This window comes from Micrococcus luteus (genome assembly GCF_022664405.1).
GTDB classification, from domain to species: Bacteria; Actinomycetota; Actinomycetes; order Actinomycetales; family Micrococcaceae; genus Micrococcus; species Micrococcus luteus.
Genome location: NZ_JAKRLB010000003.1, coordinates 73,546 through 94,355 on the forward strand (window position 1 = coordinate 73,546; position 20,810 = coordinate 94,355).

Here is a 20,810-nt window from a genome sequence, read left to right on the forward strand (position 1 = left end):
CGGAGACGACGGAAGCCCGGTCCGCAGGGACCGGGCTTCCTGTCACTCGGGTGACCCCAGCGGGATTTGAACCCGCGTTACCGCCGTGAGAGGGCGGCGTACTAGGCCGCTATACGATGGGGCCGAGCGCGCTGTCCGCGTGTAGCGCGCTGTCCGCGTGTGCGGAAGCGATGCCGTGGAGACCTTCTTCTGCGCCTGCGTCTCCTGTTCAGGCGGCGGATGCGTTCATCCGCCCGTGCCGTTCCGGTCCGAGGACCGGGCGGCGACTGCGTGACCCCAGCGGGATTTGAACCCGCGTTACCGCCGTGAGAGGGCGGCGTACTAGGCCGCTATACGATGGGGCCGTGCGCCACGTCCGAGCGTCTCCGCCCGTGCGCGTTCACTGAGTCCGAAGACTCGCTGGGGTACCAGGACTCGAACCTAGAATGACGGTACCAGAAACCGTTGTGTTGCCAATTACACCATACCCCACTGTCGGTCAAGCATGCCTGACCGATGTGCATCATATTCATGAGCTCGGTGTTCCCGGATCTCTCCGGCAACGAGAAAGAACTCTACACCCTCCGGGCGGTGCGTGCAAAATCGGCGGGTCAGGCCGTCAGCCAGGTCCGCAGCCCGCCGATCGCCCGCATCCGCCAGCATGCGTGCTCCTCGTCCCAGAGCGGCTCCTCCGCCCCGCCGTGGGCGGGGGCGTCGGGGCTCATCCACACCGGAACGAGCCCCGCCGACCGGGCCCCCTCGACGTCGTGACGCAGGCTGTCCCCCACCATGAGGGTGCGTCCCGGGTCCGCGCCCAGGCGGGAGCAGCCGGCCAGGAAGGGGGCCGGGTCCGGCTTCGGGGCCCCGGCCGTGTCCGAGCCGATCAGCACCTCGACCCACTCCAGACCGAGGGCGTCGGCCTTGCCGCGCTGGTAGGTCTCCACGTTGTTCGTGACGATCCCCACGCCACGGCCTGTTCCCCGCACCTCGGCGAGCACGTCGGCGGTCGCGGGGAACAGCGTCCAGTGTCCGCGCACGACCTCTTCGTAGTCGGTGGTCCACAGGCCGTCGAGCGGGGTCGCCGCGTCTTCGGGCACGCCGAGCGTGCGCAGGGCGTCGGCCACGCGGGCCAGCCGCTGCTCCTCGAACGTCAGCTCCCCGGCCACGTAGCGCCCGTAGTGGCCGCCGGTGTCGGACGCGAAGGCCTCGGTGGCCTCGGCCAGCACCGCCTGGTCGACGTCGGCGGCCCCGGCCCACTGCCGGCGCACCGTCGCGTCGAACGCGGCGTGCTGGGCGGAGCGCAGATCCAGCAGCGTGTCGTCCAGGTCGAAGAGGACGGCGTCCCAGGCCGGCGGCGCGGGCGCGCCCGCGGACCCGCCGGCCGGCGTCGTGCTGGCGCCCCGGCTCATGCGTCGGTGGGCTGGTCCTGGTCCAGGCCCTGCTCCGCGGCGAAGCGGTCCAGGCGCGCGCGCGCGGAGTCCCGGCCCAGGATCTCGAGCGACTCGAAGAGCGGCGGGGACACCTTGCGGCCGGTCACCGCGACGCGCACCGGGCCGAACGCCTGGCGCGGCTTGAGGCCCAGGCCGTCGATGAGGGCCGCCCGCAGCGCCGCCTCGATGCGCTCGGTGGTGAACTCGTCCTCGGGCAGGGCGGCCAGCGCCTCCCGGGCCGCGGCGACGGCGGCGCCCAGGTCCGCCGGCATGCCCTTGAGGGCGCCCTCGGCGGTCCGGACGTCCCGGTCCGCCGTGAAGAGGAAGGCGAGCATCTCGACGGCCTCGCCGAGCAGCTGCACGCGCTCCTGCACGAGCGGGGCCGCGGCGGTGAGGACCTCCATCTCCCGCTCCGTCAGGTGCTCGCCCACGAGGCCGGCCGCGTGCAGGTAGGGCGCGAGACGGTCACGGAAGTCGGCCACGTCGAGCATGCGCACGTGCGTGCCGTTGATCGCGATCGCCTTCTTCTCGTCGAAGCGGGCGGGGTTGGCCAGCACCTTGTGCACGTCGAAGTGCTCCACGAACTGCTGCGGGGTGAAGATGTCCTCGTCCGCGGAGAGGGACCAGCCCAGCAGGCCGAGGTAGTTCAGCAGGCCCTCCGGGATGAAGCCGTTGTCCCGGTGCAGGAACAGGTTGGCCTGCGGATCGCGCTTGGACAGCTTCTTGTTGCCCTCGCCCATCACGTAGGGCAGGTGGCCGAACACCGGCATGTACCGGGCGACGCCGATCGCGTACAGGGCGCGGTAGAGCGCGATCTGGCGCGGAGTGGAGGAGAGCAGGTCCTCGCCGCGCAGCACGTGGGTGATGCCCATGAGCGCGTCGTCCACCGGGTTCACGAGGGTGTACAGCGGCGAGCCGTCCGCGCGGACCACCACGAAGTCCGGCACGGAGCCGGCCTTGAAGGTGATCTCCCCGCGCACCAGGTCGGTGAAGGTGATGTCCTCGTCCGGCATGCGCAGCCGCCAGACCGGCGCGCGGCCCTCGGCCTCGAAGGCGGCGATCTGCTCGTCCGTGAGGTCACGGTCGTGCCCGTCGTAGCCGAGCTTGGGGTCGCGGCCGGCGGCCCGGTGACGGGCCTCGGTCTCCTCGGGGCTCGAGTAGGACGGGTAGATGTATCCGCCGGCCTTGAGCTTCTCGATCACGTCCGCGTAGATCTGCCCGCGCTGGGACTGACGGTACGGCTCGTGCGGGCCGCCGACCTCGACGCCCTCGTCCCAGTCGATCCCGAGCCAGCGCATCGCCTCGAGCAGCTGCTGGTAGGACTCCTCCGAGTCGCGCTTGGCGTCCGTGTCCTCGATGCGGAACACGAGGGTGCCGCCGGTGTGCCGCGCCCAGCCCCAGTTGAACAGGACGGTGCGGATCAGCCCCACGTGGGGGGTGCCGGTGGGCGAGGGGGCGAAGCGCACGCGCACGGGGGTCTCGGCGTCCACCTGGGGGACGTCGGCGAAGGGGGCGGGGGCGTTCTCGGACACGGGAGCGGTGGCGTCAGTCATGATGTCCCGAGTCTACGCGGGGGCCCGGACGCCGTCGTCGGGCGGGCGCGTCAGCGGCGGACGACGGTGGCGAGGATGCCGATCCCCTCGACCTCGGCCTCGACGCGCTGGCCCTCCTGGACCGTCCCGACCCCGCCCGGGGTGCCGGTCAGGATCACGTCGCCGGGAAGGAGGGTGAACATCTCCGAGGCCGCGGCCACGAGCTCGCGGACGCCGAAGACCATGTCCGCCGTCGTGCCGTCCTGGCGGGTCTCGCCGTCGAGCCGGGACGTGATGCGCAGGCCGCCGGCCGGCTCCACGTCCAGCTCGGTCTCGATCCACGGGCCCAGCGGGCAGGCGCCGTCGAAGCCCTTGGCGCGGGCCCACTGCAGGTCGGTGCGCTGGGCGTCGCGGGCGGTGAGGTCGTTGCCCACGGTGTAGCCGAACACGACGTCGTCCACGCGGCTCACCGGCACGTCCTTGCAGATGGTGCCGATGACGACGGCGAGCTCGGCCTCGTAGGAGACCTCGTCCGACCAGCTCGGCAGGGTCACCGGCTCGTTCGGCCCCACCACGGAGGTGTTCGGCTTGAGGAAGAACTGCGGCGAGGCGGGCACCTCGTTGCCGAGCTCCTTCGCGTGGTCAGCCCAGTTGCGGCCGACGCCCACGATCTTCGAGCGCGGGATGATCGGGGCCACGAGGCGCACGTCCTCGAGGCGGTGGGTCGTGCCGGTCGGCTGGATCCCATGGAAGAACGGGTCCCCCTGCAGGGCGGTGATGCTCAGCTCGGAGAGGTCGGCGTCCGCCGGGCCCTCCACGATGCCGTAGGTCGGTTCGGCCTGGTCCACGAAACGGGCGATGCGCATGGCCGCCAGCCTAGTGGGTGAGCGGCGGGCGCCGTCGCCGGACACCCCACCCGATGCCGACCCCGCTGACGTCGCGAGCCAGACGATTCGGCCGCGCCCGACGGCCTGAGGAGACCGATTCGTCTGGCTCGCGGGCGGATTCGTCTGGCTCAGCGCGGCGCGGTGCGGGGCGGGTCGAGACCGCTCAGCAGCAGCGGCTGCCCGGATTGGCCTCCTGGCGCGCGTACTCGGCCCGCCAGAACTCCCGCTCGGTCATCGGCGCGCGCTCCGGATGGTGGGCCCGGTGGTGGGCCACGTACGCGTCGTACTTCCCCTCTCCGGAGAGCTGGCGGACCCACCAGCGCACCCGGGCCCACACCCCGGACCGAGACGGGCCGGCCGGGCCCTCCGCGGTGGAGGACCCGGCCGGCGTCGCGCGCGGATCGGCCACGTCAGTGACCCCGCACCGGCTGCCGGTCCGCCGGCAGGGCGTCCCACTGCCGCTGCAGCTCCTTCTCCTCGGCCGTGGCGAACAGCCCGGCCGGGGCGAAGCGCTGCGAGGGCACGTACGGGTCCTGGTGATCGATGACCTCGGTACCGCGGAAGGCGCGCACCGTGGCGAGCACCGACGTCGTGATGACGATCAGCGCCAACACCAGGAAGACGACGGAGAGCGTGCCCTGGATGAAGGTGTTGCGGACCACGGCCTCCATGGCCGGCACGGACTTCGCGGCGCCGAAGCTCGTCTTCCCCGCCGCCAGCGCGTCCTGGAACGCGCGATGCTGCGCCCAGTAGCCCACCGCCGGGATGGAGGAGAAGATCTTCTGGAACGACGCCACGGTGGTGACCACGGTGATGAACGCCAGCGGCAGCGCCACGATCCACAGGCCCCGGAAGTCCCGGCGGCGCGCGACGATCGTCAGGACGACGGCGAGCGCGATCGCCGCGAGCAGCTGGTTGGCGATGCCGAACAGCGGGAACAGCGTGTTGATGCCGCCCAGCGGATCGGTGACGCCCATGATCAGCACGGCGCCCCACGCGGCCACCATGATGGCCGTGCAGACCCACGCGCCCACGCGCCACGAGGTGTCCTTGAAGCGCGGGACCACGTTGCCCAGGGAGTCCTGGAGCATGAACCGGGCCACGCGGGTGCCGGCGTCGACGGCGGTGAGGATGAACAGCGCCTCGAACATGATCGCGAAGTGGTACCAGAAGCCCATGAGCGCGTCGCCGCCCACGAGCTGGCCCATGATGTGCGCCAGGCCGACCGCGAGGGTGGGGGCGCCGCCGGTGCGGGAGACCACGGTCTCCTCGCCCACGAGGTCGGCCAGGTGGGTCAGGTCCCCGGGGGTGAGGTTCACGCCGGCCAGGCCGAGGCCCATGACGAAGTCGACGGCGGTCTCCGGGGTGCCGCCGGTGAGGGCGGCCGGGGAGTTCATGGCGAAGTAGATGCCGCGGTCGAGCGAGACGGCGGCCACGAGCGCCATGATGGCCACGAAGGCCTCCATGAGCATGCCGCCGTAGCCGATGAAGCGGGTCTGCCGTTCCTTCTCCACCATCTTGGGCGTCGTGCCCGAGGCGATCAGCGCGTGGAAGCCGGAGAGCGCACCGCACGCGATGGTGACGAACAGGAACGGGAACAGCGAACCGGGCCACACCGGGCCGGTCTGGCCCGAGGCGAACTCGGAGAACGCGGGGGTGCCGATGCGCGGCTGCACGACGACGATGGCCAGCGCGAGACCCGCGATCACGCCGATCTTCATGAAGGTGGACAGGTAGTCGCGCGGCGCGAGCAGCAGCCACACGGGCAGCACGGCCGCGACGAACCCGTAGATGATCACGGCCCAGGCGATGGTGGTGCGGTCCAGGGTGAACAGGGCCGCGCCCCACTCGGTCCCGGCGACCCAGCCGCCGCCGATGATGGCCGCCAGGAGCAGGACGAACCCGATCACGGAGATCTCGGTGATGCGGCCCGGGCGGATCCAGCGCAGGTACGCGCCCATGAAGAGCGCGATCGGGATGGTCATGGCCACGGAGAACACGCCCCACGGGGACTCGCCCAGGGCGTTGACCACCACGAGGGCCAGGATGGCCGTGATGATCACCATGATCAGCAGGGTCGCGACGATCGCGGCGGTGCCCCCGACGCGGCCCAGCTCGTCCCGGGCCATCTGGCCGAGCGAGCGGCCGCCGCGGCGCATCGAGAAGAACAGGACGAGGTAGTCCTGGACCGCGCCGGCCAGGATCACGCCGACGATGATCCAGATGGTGCCGGGCAGATAGCCCATCTGCGCGGCGAGCACGGGGCCCACGAGCGGGCCGGCGCCGGCGATGGCCGCGAAGTGGTGGCCGTAGAGCACGCGGCGGTCGGTGGCCACGTAGTCCCGGCCGTCGGCCCGGTACTCGGCCGGGGTGGCGCGGGTGTCGTCCGGGTGGACGATCATGCGCTCGACGTACTTCGAGTAGAAGCGGTAGCCGATCGCGAACGTCGCCACGGCGGCGAACACGAACCAGATCGCGTTGATCGTCTCGCCGCGGTGCAGGGCGAGCATGGTCCAGGCGACGCCGCCGAGCAGGGCGACGGCCACCCAGACGGCGATCTTCACGGGCGTCCAGCGGGGCCGGCCGGCGGCCTCGGTCGGCGGGAGGTCTTCCGGCGTCGTGGCCGGGCGTGGGGCGCCCTCGGCGGGCGCGGAGGAGCGGTGCGAGCTCACGGGGGTCTCCGTTCGTGGGGTGGGGTCAGACGAGGCGGTGCAGCCAGCCGTGGCGGTCCTCGACGCGCCCGGTCTGGATGCCCTCGAGCTCGGCGCGGATCCTGAGGGTCACGTCGGTCCCGCCGGCGGACTCGATCACGTCGTCGCCGTCGAGCAGACGCCCGATCGGGGTCACGACGGCGGCGGTGCCGCACGCGAAGACCTCGGTGATCTCGCCCGAGCGGACGCCCTCGGCCCACTCGGCGAGGGTGACGCGACGCTCCTCGACGGTCAGGCCCATGTCCCGGCCGAGCTGGAGGATCGAGGAGCGGGTGACGCCCTCGAGGATCGTGCCGGTGAGTGCCGGGGTGACGAGGCGGCCGTCGGCGTGCACGAAGAACACGTTCATGCCGCCGAGCTCCTCGATCGCGTCGTCGTTGTACTGGTCGAGGAACACGACCTGGTCGGCGCCCTTCGCCGCGGCCTGCAGCTGGGGCAGCAGCGAGGCGGCGTAGTTGCCGCCGGTCTTGGCCGCGCCCATGCCGCCCTTGCCGGCGCGGGCGTACTCGCGCGAGACCCAGATGGTCACCGGCTTGAGCTCGCCGCCGAAGTAGTTGCCGGCCGGGGAGGCGATCACCATGTACCGCACCTGCCGGGCCGGGCGGACGCCGAGGAACGCCTCGGAGGCGAACATGAAGGGGCGCAGGTAGAGGGACTGGCCCGGGCCGGTGGGCACCCAGACCCGGTCCGCCTCGAGCTGGGCCCGCAGCGAGCCGAGGAACAGCTCCTCGGGCAGCTCCGGCAGGGCCAGGCGGCGGGCGGAGCGGTTCAGGCGGGCCGCGTTGGCCTCGGGACGGAACGTCCACACCGACCCGTCCTCGTGCCGGTAGGCCTTCAGCCCCTCGAAGATCTCCTGGCCGTAGTGCAGCACCGCGGCCGCGGGGTCCAGGGACAGCGGTCCGTAGGGCTCCACGCGGGCGTCATGCCACGCGCCGCCGTCCTCGTCCCAGGTCCAGTCGATCGAGACCATGTGGTCCGTGAAGACGTTGCCGAAACCGGGGTCCTGGAGGATCTCGATGCGCTGCTGATCGGACATCGGGGACAGATGCGGTTGCCGCGTGAACACGGTCTCGGACACGGTGGGATCACTCCTCGTGACGGGTGGCGGATGGGGACGGCTCCGGTGCCGGGCACGACGCGCGGGGGCCACGGCGCCGGGCGTGGCACACGCCACAGGCCGTCGCCCCATCCTAGACCCGGCGTCGACGCGCCGGGCCCGCGCGTCAGACCCGCGCGACGACGTCGGCGCCCACCTCGGCGGTGGTGCCCCGCGCGCCCTCCACCCGGTCCCTCAGGTGCGCCCACACCGCGGTGCGCACGCGCGCCGCGGCGCCGGTCTCGCCCACGTGCTCGAGCAGCAGGGCGGCGGAGAGGATGGCGGCCACGGGGTCGGCGATCCCCTGGCCCGCGATGTCCGGAGCGGAGCCGTGGACCGGCTCGAACATCGACGGCGCCGTGCCCTCGACGTTGATGTTGCCGGAGGCCGCGAGCCCGATGCCGCCGGTCACGGCGGCGGCCAGGTCCGTGATGATGTCCCCGAACAGGTTGTCCGTCACGATGACGTCGAAGCGGGCCGGGTCCGTCGCCAGGAAGATCATGGCGGCGTCGACGTGCATGTAGTCCCAGGTGACCGCGGGGAAGTCGGCCGCCACGGACTCCACGGTGCGGCGCCACAGGTGGCCGGCGTGGACCAGGACGTTGTGCTTGTGCACGAGCGTGAGGCGCTTGCGCTCGCCCGCGTCGGCGCGACGGAAGGCGTCCTCGACGACGCGGCGCACGCCGAACGCCGTGTTCACGGAGACCTCAGTGGCGATCTCGTGCGGCGTGTCCACGCGGATCGCACCGCCGTTGCCCACATACGGCCCCTCCGTGCCCTCGCGCACCACGGTGAAGTCGATCTCGCCGGGCGCGGCCAGGGGGCTGACGGCGCCGGGCAGCAGGGTGGCCGGGCGCAGGTTCACGCCGTGGTCCAGCGCGAAGCGCAGCTTGAGCAGCATGCCGCGCTCGATCAGCCCGGACGGGATGCGCTCGTCCCCGGGCGCGGCGCCGACGGCCCCGAACAGGATCGCGTCGTGGCGGCGCAGGGACTCGAGGACCTCGTCCGTGAGCGCCTCGCCGGTCTCGAGCCAGTGCTCCGCACCCAGCGGATACGGGGTGAGCCGGGCCTCCGGACGCCCCTCGGCACGCAGCGCCGCCTGCAGGACGGCGGCGGCCTGGTCGGTGACCTCGGGGCCGATGCCGTCGCCGCCGATGACGGCGATGTCCAAAGGGTCTGCGGAGCTGCGTGTGGTCTCGGTCATGGCCCTCAGGCTACGCGCGGCCCGCGTGAGGACCACATCGTGTGACACCCGGTCTCACCCTCCGGACGGGCTCAGTCCTCGGCGGGCTCCTCGTGCCGCGGGAAGACCGGCTGCGGGGCGGGCAGCGGGGTGCCGGGGACCAGGTCTTCGTGGAACGCGGCGAAGGACCGCGGGCCGGTGCCGGACGCGCCGGTGCGGCCGGCGTCGCCCTCGGCGGGGACGCCGAGCAGGTCCAGCAGCCGCGATGCCGAGTCGGGCATCACCGGCTGCGCGAGCAGGGCCACCCGGCGCACGGCCTGCAGCGTCACGTACAGCACCGTGCGCATGCGCGGCTCGTCCGTCTTGCGCAGCACCCACGGGGCCTGGTCCGCGAAGTAGGCGTTGACCTCGCCGAGCACGCGCCAGGTCTCCTCGAGCGCGTCGTGGAAGTCCTGCACCGCGTACGCGGACCGGGAGCGCTCCAGCAGGGCGTCGACCTGGGCCAGGACGGCGCGGTCCGCCTCGGTGAACTCGCCCGGCTCGGGCACGGCGGCGCCGCAGTTCTTGGCCACCATGGACAGCGAGCGCTGGGCGAGGTTGCCGAGGTTGTTGGCCAGGTCCGCGTTCTTGCGGCTCACCACGGCCTCGTGGCTGTAGGAGCCGTCCGCGCCGAACGGGAACTCGCGCAGCAGGAAGAAGCGGATGGCGTCCAGGCCGTACCGGGCCACCCATTCCCGCGGGTGCACCACGTTGCCCAGGGACTTGGACATCTTGGCCCCGTTGTTGTTCAGGAAGCCGTGGATCATGACGCGGCGCGGCAGCTCGAGGCCGGCCGACATGAGGAACGCGGGCCAGAAGATGCAGTGGAACCGGGAGATGTCCTTGCCGATCACGTGCAGGTCCGCCGGCCAGTAGCGCGCGAACGCCTCCGGGTCCTCGGCGGGCCAGCCCGCGCCGGTGAGGTAGTTCGTCAACGCGTCGACCCAGACGTAGGTGACGTGGTCGGCGCGCCGGTCGGCGTCGGCGGCGTCGGGGTCCGCGGGCGCCGGCAGGTCGATGCCCCACTGGAAGGAGGTCCGGGAGATGGACAGGTCCTCGAGCCCGGCCTCCACGAAGCGGATGACCTCGTTGAAGCGGTACCGGGGGGCGGCGAAGTCCGGGTGCTCGCGGTAGTGGTCCAGCAGCGGCTGCTGGTACTTGGACAGGCGGAAGAAGTAGGACTCCTCCTCCGTCCACGTCACCTCGGTGCCGGTCTCGACGGCGCGGCGCACCCCGTCCTGACCCACCTCGGTCTCGTCCTCGCCGAAGTAGCGTTCGTCCCGCACGGAGTACCAGCCGGCGTAGGAGCCGAGGTAGATGTCCCCGTTGGCCTCCATGCGCCGCCAGATCTCGCGGACGGCCTCGGCGTGGTCCGTGTCCGTGGTGCGGATGAAGCGGTCGTAGGAGATGTCCAGGACGTCGTCGTCCATCTCCTTGAAGACGGCGGCGTTGCGCGTGGCCAGCTCGAGGGCGCTCACGCCCTGCTGCTGCGCCGTCTGCTCCATCTTCTGGCCGTGCTCGTCCGTGCCGGTCAGGAAGCGCACGTCCCGCCCGTCGAGCCGCTGGAAGCGGGCCATCGCGTCCGAGGCGATGTACTCGTAGGCGTGGCCGATGTGCGGCTCGCCGTTCGGGTAGGAGATGGCCGTGGTCAGGTAGTACGGGGCGCGGGCGTCAGTCACAGTCGTCGAGTCTACCGGCGGGGCCGGGGCCCGCGCCGAGGACGACGTCGTCCGCGCCGACGTCCGGGACGCCGTCGGCGGTCACCTGCAGATGGCCCGGCGCAGGCCGCAGGTGGAGGTGGGCCCACGGGGCCACCACGAGCACGGACGCCCCGATCATCTCGGTCAGCTCCTCCGCGTGCGTCGCGACGTGGTAGGCCTGGGTGCTGCGGCCGGCGCGCCGAGGATCAGCCACTGGAACGCGGGCAGCGGGTTCTCCCCCGCGAACGGCAGGGCCTCCCACAGCTGGCCGGCCTGCTCGTGGATCTGCGTCGATTCGTCCAGGCTCATGGCCGCCAGCAGGGCCGCGGGGGTCAGCCACGCGAGCAGGCTACGCCGCCGGTCCGCCCCCAGCGCGCGGCGCACGAGACCCACCGTGGCGAAGCCCGCGGCCCCCAGCAGGAGCAGGCCCGAGCTCCACCACGCCGTGAGGTTGGCCTCGTGGTTCACGTCGAAGACCTCGCGCCACCACGGCACCTGCCGCGGGCCCAGCCCGAACACGAAGGGGAGGACGAACGACCAGGCGGCGAGCAGGACACTGAGGCCGATCAGCCCGCCCGCCGCGCGCCGGGCCCAGCGGCCCTGCACACCCGGAGGCGTGGCGGGGCGGGCCGCTGCGGCGCGCGCGGTCGGGGCGGGTGCGGGGCGGGGCTCGGGTGGACGCGACATGGACACCATCTCAACACAGGGCGACGCGCGCCGGCCCCGCGATGCCCGCCCGGGCGTCGACGGGTCAGGCGGAGAGGTCCACCTCGGCCGCACGGGCGGCGCCGATGGCCGCGGCCAGCGTGGCCGCGGTGTCTCCGGACAGCGCCCCGTCCAGGGTCAGCACGGCCAGGGCGGCGCCCTCGTCGTCGCGCGAGACGTCCATGCCGGCGATGTTCACGCCCTGCACCCCGAGGGCCTGGCCCAGGACGCCGATCACGCCCGGGCGGTCCTGGTAGGCGAACACGAGCAGGTGGTCGGCCAGCGGCACCTCGAGCTCGTGCCGGTCCACACCGACGAGCTTCTGCACCTGGCGCGGGCCGGTGAGCGTTCCGGTGACGGCGGTCTGGGTGCCCTGCGCGGTCGCGGCGCGCACCGTGACGGTGTTGCGGTAGGACTCGGACACCGCGGTGGTGGTGAGGCGGCACTCGACGCCGCGCTGCTCGGCCAGCACGGGGGCGTTCACGTAGGAGACCTGGTCCGAGACGATGTCCGTGAACACGCCCTTCAGGGCGGCCAGGCGCATCGCGGAGACGTCGTGCTCGGCGATCTCACCGGCGATCTCCACCTCGACGGCCGTGATGGACTGCTCGCCCACCAGCGCGGTGAGCACGCGGCCCAGCTTCTCGGCCAGCGGCAGACCGGGGCGCACGTCCTCGTGGATCGCGCCGCCGGCCACGTTCACGGCGTCCGGCACGAGCTCGCCGGAGAGGGCCAGGCGCACGGAGCCGGCGACGGCGACGCCCGCCTTCTCCTGGGCCTCGGCGGTCGAGGCGCCCAGGTGGGGGGTGACGACGGCGGAGTCGTGCGCGAAGAACGCCAGGTCCGTGGCCGGCTCGGAGCTGAAGACGTCGATGCCGGCGCCCCCGATGGTCCCGGCCTCGAGCGCGCGGGCGAGGGCGTCCTCGTCCACGAGGCCGCCGCGGGCCACGTTCACGATGATCGCGGTGTCCTTCATGCGGGCGAACTGCTCATCGCCGATCATGCCGACCGTCTCGGGGGTCTTGGGCATGTGGATCGTCACCACGTCGGCGCGCTCGAGCAGCTCGTCCAGCTCGACGAGGCTCGCGCCGAGCTGCTGCGCGCGGGCGGTGGTCACGTAGGGGTCGTAGGCGAGGATCTCCATGCCGAACGCCTTCATGCGCTCGGCCACGAGCGCGCCGATGCGGCCCAGGCCGATCACGCCCAGCCGCTTGCCGTAGAGCTCGACGCCCGTGTACTTCGAACGCTTCCACTCCCCCGCCTTCAGCGAGCCGTGGGCGGCCGCGATGTTGCGGGCGGCGGCCAGGATGTGGCCGCAGGTGAGCTCGGCGGCGGAGATGATGTTCGACGTCGGCGCGTTGACGACCATGACGCCGGCCTCGGTGGCGGCGGGCACGTCCACGTTGTCCAGTCCGACGCCGGCGCGCGCGATGACCTTCAGCTGCGGCGCGGCGGCGATCGCCTCGGCGTCCATCTGGGTGGCCGAGCGGATCAGCACCGCGTCGACGTCGCGCAGGTCCTCGAGGAGGCGGGCGCGGTCGGCGCCGTCCGTGCGGCGGATCTCGAAGTCGGGGCCGAGGGCCTCGACGGTGGCGGGCGAGAGTTCCTCGGCGATCAGGACGACGGGCTGGGCTGCGCTCACGGGTGCTCCTGGAGGTGTGGTGCGGTGGGATGGGAGGCGGGCCGGCCCGCGCTCCGGTCCGAGCCTAGACGCGCGAACGGGCCGTGGCCGGAATGCGACGCCGGCCCCGGAGCGCGATGCCCGGGGCCGGCGTCGGGGGCTCAGGCGGCTCAGCGGGCCGCCGTGCCCTCGGTGTAGTCGTCGTCCGCGTCCTTGAGCCAGGAGAACATCTGGCGCAGCTCGCGGCCGGTCTTCTCGATCGGGTGGGCCTCGCCCCGGGCGCGCAGCTCCTTGAACTCGGGCGCACCGGCCTTCTGGTCGTCCATGAAGCGCTGCGCGAAGGCGCCGGACTGGATGTCGGCGAGGACCGCCTTCATGTTCTCCTTCACGTCGGGGGTGATGACGCGGGGGCCGGAGACGTAGTCGCCGTACTCCGCGGTGTCGGAGATGGACCAGCGCTGCTTGGCGATGCCGCCCTCGACCATGAGGTCGACGATGAGCTTCAGCTCGTGCAGCACCTCGAAGTAGGCGATCTCGGGCTGGTAGCCGGCCTCGGTGAGGGTCTCGAAGCCGTACTGCACGAGCTGGGAGGCGCCGCCGCAGAGCACGGCCTGCTCGCCGAACAGGTCGGTCTCGGTCTCCTCGGTGAAGGTCGTCTCGATGACGCCGGCGCGGGTGCCGCCCACGGCCTTGGCGTAGGACAGGGCGAGGGCGTGGGCCTGGCCGGAGGCGTCCTTCTCGACGGCGATCAGCGCGGGCACGCCGCGGCCGGCCTCGAACTCGCGGCGCACCACGTGGCCCGGGCCCTTGGGGGCGACCAGGGCGACGTCGACGCCCTCGGGGGCCTGGATGTAGCCGAAGCGCACGTTGAAGCCGTGCGCGAAGAAGAGGGCGTCACCCTCCTGCAGGTTGCCGGCGATGTGCTGGTCGTACACGTCGGCCTGGACCTGGTCCGGGGTGAGGATCATGATCAGGTCGGCCTCGGCGGCGGCGGTGGCGACGTCGACGACGCGCAGGCCCTCGGCCTCGGCCTTGGCGCGGGACTTGGAGCCCTCGGCGAGGCCGATGCGCACGTCCACGCCGGAGTCGCGCAGCGACAGGGCGTGGGCGTGGCCCTGGGAGCCGTAGCCGATGACGGCCACGGTGCGGCCCTGGATGATCGACAGGTCGGCGTCGTCGTCGTAGAACTTCTTCACGGTCATGCTGTTCTCCTCACGGGATGGGTGGATCGGGACGGTCAGCGGGCCAGGGCGCGGTCGGTCATGGACCGCGGCCCCCGGGCGAGGGCGAGGGTGCCCGAGCGGACGAGCTCGCGCACACCGTAGGGCTCCATCATCTCGAGGAAGGCCTCGAGCTTGTCACGGGTGCCGGTGGCCTCGAGGGTCAGGGACTCCGGGGCCACGTCGACGACGTGGGCGCGGAACAGGTCGGCCGCCTGGACGACCTGGCCGCGGGTGGCCGCATCGGCGCGCACCTTCACGAGCAGGTGGTCGCGCTGAACGGAGGAGTCGGGCGTGAGCTCGACGACCTTGATCACGTTGATCAGCTTGTTCAGCTGCTTGGTGACCTGCTCGAGCAGGTCCGTGTCGGCGTCGACGACCACGGTGATCCGGGACAGGCCCTCGACCTCCGTGACGCCCACGGCCAGCGAGTGGATGTTGAACGCGCGCCGGGCGAAGAGGCCGGCCACGCGGGTCAGGGTGCCGGGCACGTCCTCGACGAGCACGGACAGGGTGTGGCGTTCCATCGGTTGCCCTCCTCAGTCTTCCTGGTCCCAGTCGGGCGTCATGTCCCGGGCCACCTGGATCGCGTCGTTGCTGACCCCCGCGGGGACCATCGGCCAGACCATGGCGTCACGGGAGACCACGAAGTCCACGATCACGGGGCGGTCGTCGATGGCGAGGGCCTGGCGGATGGTGTCGTCCAGGTCCTCCCGGCGGTCGCAGCGCAGGCCCGCGGCGCCGTAGGCGTCGGCGAGCTTGACGAAGTCCGGCACCCGGGCGGTGTCGTGGCCCGTGTTCAGGTCCGTGTTCGAGTAGCGCCCGTCGTAGAAGAGGGTCTGCCACTGGCGCACCATGCCCAGCGAGGAGTTGTTGATCACCGCGATCTTGATGGGGATGCGGTTGATCACGCACGTGGCGAGCTCCTGGTTGGTCATCTGGAAGCAGCCGTCGCCGTCGATGGCCCAGACCACGCGGTCGGGTTCGCCCACCTGCGCCCCCATCGCGGCGGGGACGGCGAAGCCCATCGTCCCGAGGCCGGCCGAGTTGAGCCACTGGCGCGGACGCTCGTAGGCGACGAACTGGCTGGCCCACATCTGGTGCTGACCGACGCCGGCCACGTAGGTGGCCTCGGGACCGGACAGGGCCGACAGACGCGAGATCACCTCCTGGGGCGCGAGGAGGCCGTCCTCGGTCTCGGTCCAGCCCATCGGGTAGGTGTCCTGCAGGCGCCGCAGCACCGCCCACCAGTCGGCGAGGTCGGGCAGCGCCTCGGGGTCCGTCGCGAGCTCGGCCACCAGGTCCGGGATGATCTCCTTGACGTGGCCGACGATCGGCACGTCCGCGGTGCGGTTCTTGGAGATCTCGGCCGGGTCGATGTCCGCGTGGATCACGCGGGCGCCGGGGGCGAACGAGGGCAGGTGACCGGTCACGCGGTCGTCGAAGCGGGCGCCGAGCGTGATCAGCAGGTCGGCCTGCTGGAGCGCGGCCACGGCGGGGACGCCGCCGTGCATGCCCGGCATGCCCAGGTGCTGGGGGTGCGAGTCGGGGAAGACGCCGCGGGCGGTGAGGGTGGTGACCACCGGGGCGCCCGTGAGCTCGGCGAGGGCGCGCAGCTCCTCGTGGGCCTCGCCGCGGGCCACGCCGCCGCCCGCATACAGCACGGGGCGCCGGGCCTCGCGGATCAGCCGAGCGGCCTCGCGGATCTGCCGGGGGTGGCCGCGCAGGACGGGGCGGTAGCCGGGCAGGTCGATCCGGGGCGGCCACGCGAACTCGAACTCGCCCTGCTGGGCGTCCTTGGTGACGTCCACGAGCACGGGCCCGGGCCGGCCCGTGGCGGCGATGTGGAACGCCTCGGCGAGGGCCTGGGGGACGTCCTCGGGCCGGGTCACGAGCCGGGAGTGCTTGGTGATGGGCATCGTGATGCCCACGATGTCCGCCTCCTGGAAGGCATCCGTGCCGATCGCGGCGGAGGAGACCTGGCCGGTGATGAACACGACCGCCTGGGAGTCCATGTGGGCGTCCGCGATGGCGGTCACCAGGTTGGTGGCGCCGGGACCGGAGGTGGCGATGGCCACGCCGACCTTGCCGGTGGCCAGGTGGTAGCCCTGCGCCGCGTGACCGGCACCCTGCTCGTGGCGCACCAGGATGTGGCGGATCCGATCGGAGTCCATGAGCGGGTCGTAGGTCGGCAGGATGGCGCCGCCGGGCAGCCCGAACACGTCCGTGACCCCCAGCTCCTCCAGGGAGCGGATGATGCCCTCGGAGCCGGTCATCCGGGTCGGCTCGACGCGGGAGCCCTCGCCGGGCACCCGCGGCTCGACGATCTCGGGCCGGGGGGCCGGACGGCGCTCCTGGACCCGGGCGGTCTCCGTCGGGCGGGAGGCCGGCGTCGGGACCTGCGGGACCGCCGCGCGGGCGTCGCGGGGGGTCGTGCTCATGGGGTCACCTCACTGCGTTCGTCGCTGCGTGTCCGTCGCGGGGGCGTCGGACGGTCGTCGTTCGGATCCGTCGGGCGTCGGGGACCGTGGCCGCGTCGATGACGGATCGGGCCGGCGTGGCGGAGTCTGAGGTGGGGACACGGGCCGCCGGGTCCTTCGGGGTGGTCTCAGTATCGACAGCCGTGCGCCCCGTCCGCCATCGACCACCCGCCTGTCTCGCAATGTGAGATAAAGCGTCACATCGTGAGACGACCGGGCGGTCGGGGTCGGATCCCGGGCCTGCGCCCACCCTAGTCAGCCGCCGAGGGGGCGGCCGCGTCCACCCACGTTCCGTGACGGAGCACCCCGCGCACCTCGAGCTCCGGGCCGAAGACGACGGCGTCCGCTCGGCTCCCGGCTCGGAGCCGGCCGACGTCGGGAAGCCCCAGGGCGTCCGCGGGCGCGGCCGTCGCCGCCCGCAGCGCGGCGTCGAGGTCGACCCCGGCGACGACGGCGGAGCGCACCGAGCCGGTGACCGTGGCCGTGGACCCGGCGATGGCCCCGGCTGCGCCGTCCGCGCCGACCACCCGCGCGACGCCGTCGTGGACCCGGACCCGCAGCGGCCCGAGGGGGAACTCGCCGTCGCCGCAGCCGGCGGCGGCCATGGAGTCCGAGACGAGGATCCACCGCTCCCCGGCCTCCCGGGCGACCCGCCGCACCGTGGCCGCATGCAGGTGGACGCCGTCCACGATGGTCTCGATCCCCACGCGCGGGTCCTCCAGCAGGGCGACGGCCGGCCCGGGCTCGCGATGGTGGGTGGGCCGGCACGCGTTGTGCAGGTGCGTGGCCATCCGCGCCCCCGCGTCGATCGCCGCGCGCGTGGTCTCGTAGGAGGCGTCCGTGTGGCCGATCGCGACGACGACGCCCGCCTCCGCCAGCCGGCCCACCGCGTCGAGGGCCCCGGACAGCTCGGGGGCCAGCGTGACCATCGCCAGGTGGCCCGCGCCGACCTCGACGAGGCGAGCGACGTCCTCGGGCTCCGGCGCCCGCAGCGACGCGGCCCGGTGCGCGCCGCGGTGCAGGGGCGAGAGCCAGGGACCCTCGAGGTGCACGCCGGCCAGCACCCCCTCTGCGCACAGGGGCGTCAGGGCCGTCAGCTGCGCCGCGAGCGCGTCGACCTCGTCCGTGACGAGGGAGGCCACCACCGTGGTCGTGCCCGCGCGGGCGTGGGCCGCGGCCGCCGCGCGTGCCGCGGCCGCGCCGGACTCGACGGCGTGTCCGCCGCCGCCGTGGCAGTGCACGTCCACGCAGCCGGGAGCGAGGAGGGCGTCGCCGAGGTCGTGGACGGGGCCGTGGGTGCGCGGCGGGTCCCCGGTCCCGACGGCCACCACCCGGCCCTCGGCCAGGGCGATCCAGCCGGGGCCGCCGAGGCGCTCGCCGTCATGGACGCGGTCCGCGCGCAGCACCGACGGGGACGCGGCGGCCTGCGGCGCCTGCTCGGCGCGCGGCCGGTGAGGGACCGAGGCGGGCACGGATGCACCTTCCGGGGTGGGCGGGTCGATGGACGAGGGGCGCTCAGAGGCCCTGCCAGGACGGCTTGGCCTCCCACATGTGGCGGTACTCCCCCGCGAGCTCGAGTCGCCCTGCGGCGGCCTCGTCCACGAGGACGGTCACATGCGGGTGCAGCTGCAGGGCCGTGACCGGCCAGCGCGCGCTCACGGGGCCCTCCACGAGCTGCCGCACCGCCTCGGCCTTGCCCTCGCCCCGGGCCAGCAGGACCAGGTGTCGGGCGTCGAGGATCGTGCCCACGCCCTGGGTGAGGCAGTGGGTCGGGACCTGGTCGAGGTCGCCGTCGAAGAAGCGGGCGTTGTCCCGCCGGGTCTGCTCGGCGAGCACCTTGATGCGCGTGCGGGAGGCGAGGGAGGAGCCGGGCTCGTTGAACGCGATGTGCCCGTCCGTGCCCACGCCGAGCAGCTGCACGTCCACGCCGCCGGCCTCGCGCAGCGCCTCCTCGTAGGCGGCGCAGGCGCCCGGGACGTCCGCCGCCCCGCCGTCCGGACCGTGCACGGCCTCCGGGGCGATGTCCGTGCGCACGACGAACTCCCGCTCGATCACGGTGCGGTAGGACTCGGGGTGTCCCGCGGGCAGGCCGACGTACTCGTCCAGCAGGAACGCGCGGCAGGAGCGCAGGGACAGCTCCCCGTCCCGGACCCGGCGGGCGAGCTCGTCGTAGACGGGCAGGGGCGAGGAGCCGGTGGCCAGCCCCAGGACGGCCTCGGGACGGGCCGCCACGTGGGCGGCCACCGCGTCCGCGCCGTGCCGGCCCAGGGCGGCGGCGTCGGGCAGGATGACGACCTCCATCAGCGCGCCTCCCGCCCGGGACGCGGCGCGGGTCCCCCGGCCCGGGCGTCGATCGCGTGCATGCTCATCCTCTGCTCGTCTCGGCGTGCGGGCCGACCGGGCCTCAGCCCAGGTAGGCGCCCTCGGCGGCGGAGTGCACCAGCTTGGCGTACTTACCCAGCACGCCCGTGGTGAACTTCGGCTCCACCGGCTCCCAGGACTCGCGGCGGGCGGCGAGCTCGGCCTCGTCCACGAGCAGGTCCATGGTGCGTCCGGCGATGTCCACGCGGATGCGGTCGCCGTCCTGCACCAGCCCGATCGGCCCTCCCTCGGCGGCCTCGGGGGCGATGTGGCCGATGCACAGGCCGGTGGTGCCGCCGGAGAAGCGCCCGTCGGTGATCAGCAGGACGTCCTTGCCCAGACCCGCCCCCTTGATCGCGCCGGTGATCGCGAGCATCTCGCGCATGCCCGGGCCGCCCTTCGGCCCCTCATAGCGGATGACCACCACGTCGCCGGCGGCGATGGTCCCGTCCTCGAGGGCGTCCATGGCGGCGCGCTCCCGGTCGAAGACGCGCGCGGTGCCCTCGAAGACGTCCGCATCGAAGCCGGCGGACTTCACGACAGCGCCCTCCGGGGCCAGCGAGCCGTGGAGGATCGCGATGCCGCCGTTGGGGTGCAGCGCGTCGTCCATGGTCCGGATGACCTTGCCGTCCACCGGGTCCGGATCGAGCGCGGCCAGGTTCTCGGCGAGGGTCTTGCCGGTGACGGTGAGGGTGTCCCCGTGCAGCAGGCCCTCGTCCAGCAGGGCCTTCATGACCACCGGGACGCCGCCGATGCGGTCCACGTCCGTCATGACGTACTGACCGAACGGCTTGAGGTCGGCGATGTGCGGGGTGCGGTCGGCGATGCGGTTGAAGTCGGACAGCTGCAGGTCCACGCCCGCCTCCCGGGCGATGGCGAGCAGGTGCAGCACGGCGTTGGTGGAGCCGCCGAACGCCATGGTCACGGCGATCGCGTTCTCGAACGCGGGCTTGGTCATGATGTCCCGGGCCGTGATGCCCTGGCGGAGCATGTTCACCACGGCCTCGCCGGAGCGGCGCGCGAAGGCGTCGCGGCGGCGGTCCGCGGAGGGGGCGGCGGCGGAACCGGGCAGGGACATGCCGAGGGCCTCACCGATGGAGGCCATGGTGTTGGCGGTGTACATGCCGCCGCAGGCGCCCTCACCCGGGGCGATGGACTTCTCGATGCGGAGCAGGTCCTCCTCGGACATGAGACCGCGGGCGCAGGCGCCGACCGCCTCGAAGGCGTCGATGATGGTCACCTGCCTCTCGGTGCCGTCGGTCAGGCGGGCCACGCCCGGCATGATCGAGCCGGCGTAGACGAACACGGACGCCAGGTCCAGGCGGGCGGCGGCCATGAGCATGCCCGGCAGCGACTTGTCGCAGCCGGCGAGCAGGACGGAGCCGTCCAGGCGCTCGGCCATCATCACGGTCTCCACCGAGTCCGCGATCACCTCGCGGGAGACGAGCGAGAAGTGCATGCCCTCGTGGCCCATGGAGATGCCGTCCGAGACGGAGACCGTGCCGAACTCCAGCGGATATCCGCCGGCGGCGTGGACGCCGTCCTTCGAGGCCTGGGCGAGGCGGTCCAGGGAGAGGTTGCAGGGAGTGATCTCGTTCCAGGACGACGCGATGCCGATCTGCGGCTTGCCGAAGTCCTCGTCCCCCATGCCGACCGCGCGGAGCATGCCGCGGGCGGCGGTGCGCTCCATCCCGTCGGTGACGTCGCGCGAGCGCGGCTTGATGTCGGGAGCGGCGGACGGGGTGCTGGGAGTCGACGCGGCGGAGTCCATGCCGCGGAGTCTAGTGAGCACGGCGCCACCGGGCCGACGCGACGTCCCCGTGTGACGGGTGCCGCAGCATGACACGCGCGGACGGGTCCGCGTAC

17 protein-coding genes and 3 tRNA genes are annotated in these 20,810 nt (G+C 73.0%); all 20 read right to left on the minus strand.

What is annotated here, in order from left to right; genetic code table 11:
- Window positions 1-51: 51 nt before the first annotated feature.
- The 20 genes from MF605_RS02035 to ilvD all read right to left on the minus strand — a co-directional run bounded on the left by MF605_RS02035 (window position 52) and on the right by ilvD (window position 20,715).
- A tRNA-Glu gene (locus MF605_RS02035) sits at window positions 52-124 on the minus strand.
- Between the two features lie 147 nt (window positions 125-271).
- Window positions 272-344: transfer RNA gene (locus MF605_RS02040), tRNA-Glu, on the minus strand.
- 55 nt (window positions 345-399) lie between these two features.
- Window positions 400-471: transfer RNA gene (locus tag MF605_RS02045), tRNA-Gln, on the minus strand.
- Window positions 472-590: 119 nt separating this feature from the next.
- Window positions 591-1,388 carry an HAD family hydrolase gene (locus MF605_RS02050; protein WP_134416625.1) on the minus strand — a complete coding sequence of 266 codons (798 nt, stop codon included), beginning with the start codon at window positions 1,386-1,388 and terminating at the stop codon, window positions 591-593.
- Window positions 1,385-2,962: a glutamate--tRNA ligase gene (gltX, locus tag MF605_RS02055; RefSeq protein WP_134416623.1), complete on the minus strand. Its 1,578-nt coding sequence runs from the start codon at window positions 2,960-2,962 to the stop codon at window positions 1,385-1,387. Before gltX ends, MF605_RS02050 begins: the two co-directional genes overlap by 4 nt.
- 50 nt (window positions 2,963-3,012) lie before the next feature.
- Window positions 3,013-3,807 (minus strand): fumarylacetoacetate hydrolase family protein, encoded by a 795-nt coding sequence (locus MF605_RS02060; RefSeq protein ID WP_134416621.1) that lies wholly within the window; start codon window positions 3,805-3,807, stop codon window positions 3,013-3,015.
- A 184-nt stretch (window positions 3,808-3,991) separates the two neighbouring features.
- Window positions 3,992-4,237: a YbdD/YjiX family protein gene (locus tag MF605_RS02065; RefSeq protein WP_036382088.1), complete on the minus strand. Its 246-nt coding sequence runs from the start codon at window positions 4,235-4,237 to the stop codon at window positions 3,992-3,994.
- Window position 4,238: 1 nt separating this feature from the next.
- On the minus strand, window positions 4,239-6,500 hold the full coding sequence (locus MF605_RS02070) for a carbon starvation CstA family protein (RefSeq protein ID WP_036382090.1): 2,262 nt from the start codon (window positions 6,498-6,500) through the stop codon (window positions 4,239-4,241).
- A 25-nt stretch (window positions 6,501-6,525) separates the two neighbouring features.
- Window positions 6,526-7,617 carry a branched-chain amino acid aminotransferase gene (locus MF605_RS02075; RefSeq protein ID WP_036382093.1) on the minus strand — a complete coding sequence of 364 codons (1,092 nt, stop codon included), beginning with the start codon at window positions 7,615-7,617 and terminating at the stop codon, window positions 6,526-6,528.
- Window positions 7,618-7,762: 145 nt separating this feature from the next.
- Window positions 7,763-8,839, minus strand: coding sequence for a 3-isopropylmalate dehydrogenase (locus MF605_RS02080; protein WP_134416619.1), 1,077 nt, complete (start codon window positions 8,837-8,839; stop codon window positions 7,763-7,765).
- 71 nt (window positions 8,840-8,910) lie between these two features.
- Window positions 8,911-10,536, minus strand: coding sequence for a methionine--tRNA ligase (gene metG / locus MF605_RS02085; protein ID WP_036382100.1), 1,626 nt, complete (start codon window positions 10,534-10,536; stop codon window positions 8,911-8,913).
- Window positions 10,529-10,696: a hypothetical protein gene (locus tag MF605_RS02090; RefSeq protein ID WP_242821226.1), complete on the minus strand. Its 168-nt coding sequence runs from the start codon at window positions 10,694-10,696 to the stop codon at window positions 10,529-10,531. The genes metG and MF605_RS02090 overlap by 8 nt, the downstream gene beginning before the upstream one ends.
- A 5-nt stretch (window positions 10,697-10,701) precedes the next feature.
- The gene (locus tag MF605_RS02095) at window positions 10,702-11,244 is read right to left on the minus strand and encodes a DUF8692 domain-containing protein (RefSeq protein WP_242821227.1); all 543 of its coding nucleotides are present in this window, start codon (window positions 11,242-11,244) and stop codon (window positions 10,702-10,704) included.
- A gap of 64 nt (window positions 11,245-11,308) precedes the next feature.
- Window positions 11,309-12,904, minus strand: a complete 1,596-nt coding sequence (gene serA, locus MF605_RS02100) for a phosphoglycerate dehydrogenase (protein WP_134416617.1) — start codon at window positions 12,902-12,904, stop codon at window positions 11,309-11,311.
- Window positions 12,905-13,053: 149 nt separating this feature from the next.
- Window positions 13,054-14,085 (minus strand): ketol-acid reductoisomerase, encoded by a 1,032-nt coding sequence (ilvC, locus tag MF605_RS02105; RefSeq protein WP_010078979.1) that lies wholly within the window; start codon window positions 14,083-14,085, stop codon window positions 13,054-13,056.
- A 35-nt stretch (window positions 14,086-14,120) separates the two neighbouring features.
- Window positions 14,121-14,630 carry an acetolactate synthase small subunit gene (gene ilvN / locus MF605_RS02110; RefSeq protein ID WP_002854209.1) on the minus strand — a complete coding sequence of 170 codons (510 nt, stop codon included), beginning with the start codon at window positions 14,628-14,630 and terminating at the stop codon, window positions 14,121-14,123.
- Window positions 14,631-14,642: 12 nt separating this feature from the next.
- Window positions 14,643-16,544, minus strand: coding sequence for an acetolactate synthase large subunit (locus tag MF605_RS02115; RefSeq protein ID WP_134416615.1), 1,902 nt, complete (start codon window positions 16,542-16,544; stop codon window positions 14,643-14,645).
- 290 nt (window positions 16,545-16,834) lie between these two features.
- Complete coding sequence (locus tag MF605_RS02120; protein ID WP_134416613.1) at window positions 16,835-18,055, minus strand: N-acetylglucosamine-6-phosphate deacetylase; 1,221 nt, start codon at window positions 18,053-18,055, stop codon at window positions 16,835-16,837.
- A 43-nt stretch (window positions 18,056-18,098) separates the two neighbouring features.
- Window positions 18,099-18,884: a glucosamine-6-phosphate deaminase gene (gene nagB, locus MF605_RS02125; RefSeq protein WP_036382115.1), complete on the minus strand. Its 786-nt coding sequence runs from the start codon at window positions 18,882-18,884 to the stop codon at window positions 18,099-18,101.
- A 103-nt stretch (window positions 18,885-18,987) separates the two neighbouring features.
- Entirely contained in the window at window positions 18,988-20,715 is a 1,728-nt protein-coding gene (gene ilvD, locus MF605_RS02130) for a dihydroxy-acid dehydratase (RefSeq protein WP_036382119.1), read from the minus strand.
- Window positions 20,716-20,810: the final 95 nt, after the last annotated feature.

Coding starts and splice junctions, on each gene's coding strand:
- gltX (WP_134416623.1), bottom strand. CDS start 2,962: ATGACTGACGCCACCGCTCCCGTGTCCGAGAACGCCCCCGCCCCCTTC.
- MF605_RS02060 (WP_134416621.1), bottom strand. CDS start 3,807: ATGCGCATCGCCCGTTTCGTGGACCAGGCCGAACCGACCTACGGCATC.
- ilvC (WP_010078979.1), bottom strand. CDS start 14,085: ATGACCGTGAAGAAGTTCTACGACGACGACGCCGACCTGTCGATCATC.
- MF605_RS02115 (WP_134416615.1), bottom strand. CDS start 16,544: ATGAGCACGACCCCCCGCGACGCCCGCGCGGCGGTCCCGCAGGTCCCG.
- MF605_RS02080 (WP_134416619.1), bottom strand. CDS start 8,839: ATGACCGAGACCACACGCAGCTCCGCAGACCCTTTGGACATCGCCGTC.
- ilvN (WP_002854209.1), bottom strand. CDS start 14,630: ATGGAACGCCACACCCTGTCCGTGCTCGTCGAGGACGTGCCCGGCACC.
- MF605_RS02050 (WP_134416625.1), bottom strand. CDS start 1,388: ATGAGCCGGGGCGCCAGCACGACGCCGGCCGGCGGGTCCGCGGGCGCG.
- MF605_RS02095 (WP_242821227.1), bottom strand. CDS start 11,244: ATGTCGCGTCCACCCGAGCCCCGCCCCGCACCCGCCCCGACCGCGCGC.
- MF605_RS02090 (WP_242821226.1), bottom strand. CDS start 10,696: ATGATCGGGGCGTCCGTGCTCGTGGTGGCCCCGTGGGCCCACCTCCAC.
- ilvD (WP_036382119.1), bottom strand. CDS start 20,715: ATGGACTCCGCCGCGTCGACTCCCAGCACCCCGTCCGCCGCTCCCGAC.
- nagB (WP_036382115.1), bottom strand. CDS start 18,884: ATGGAGGTCGTCATCCTGCCCGACGCCGCCGCCCTGGGCCGGCACGGC.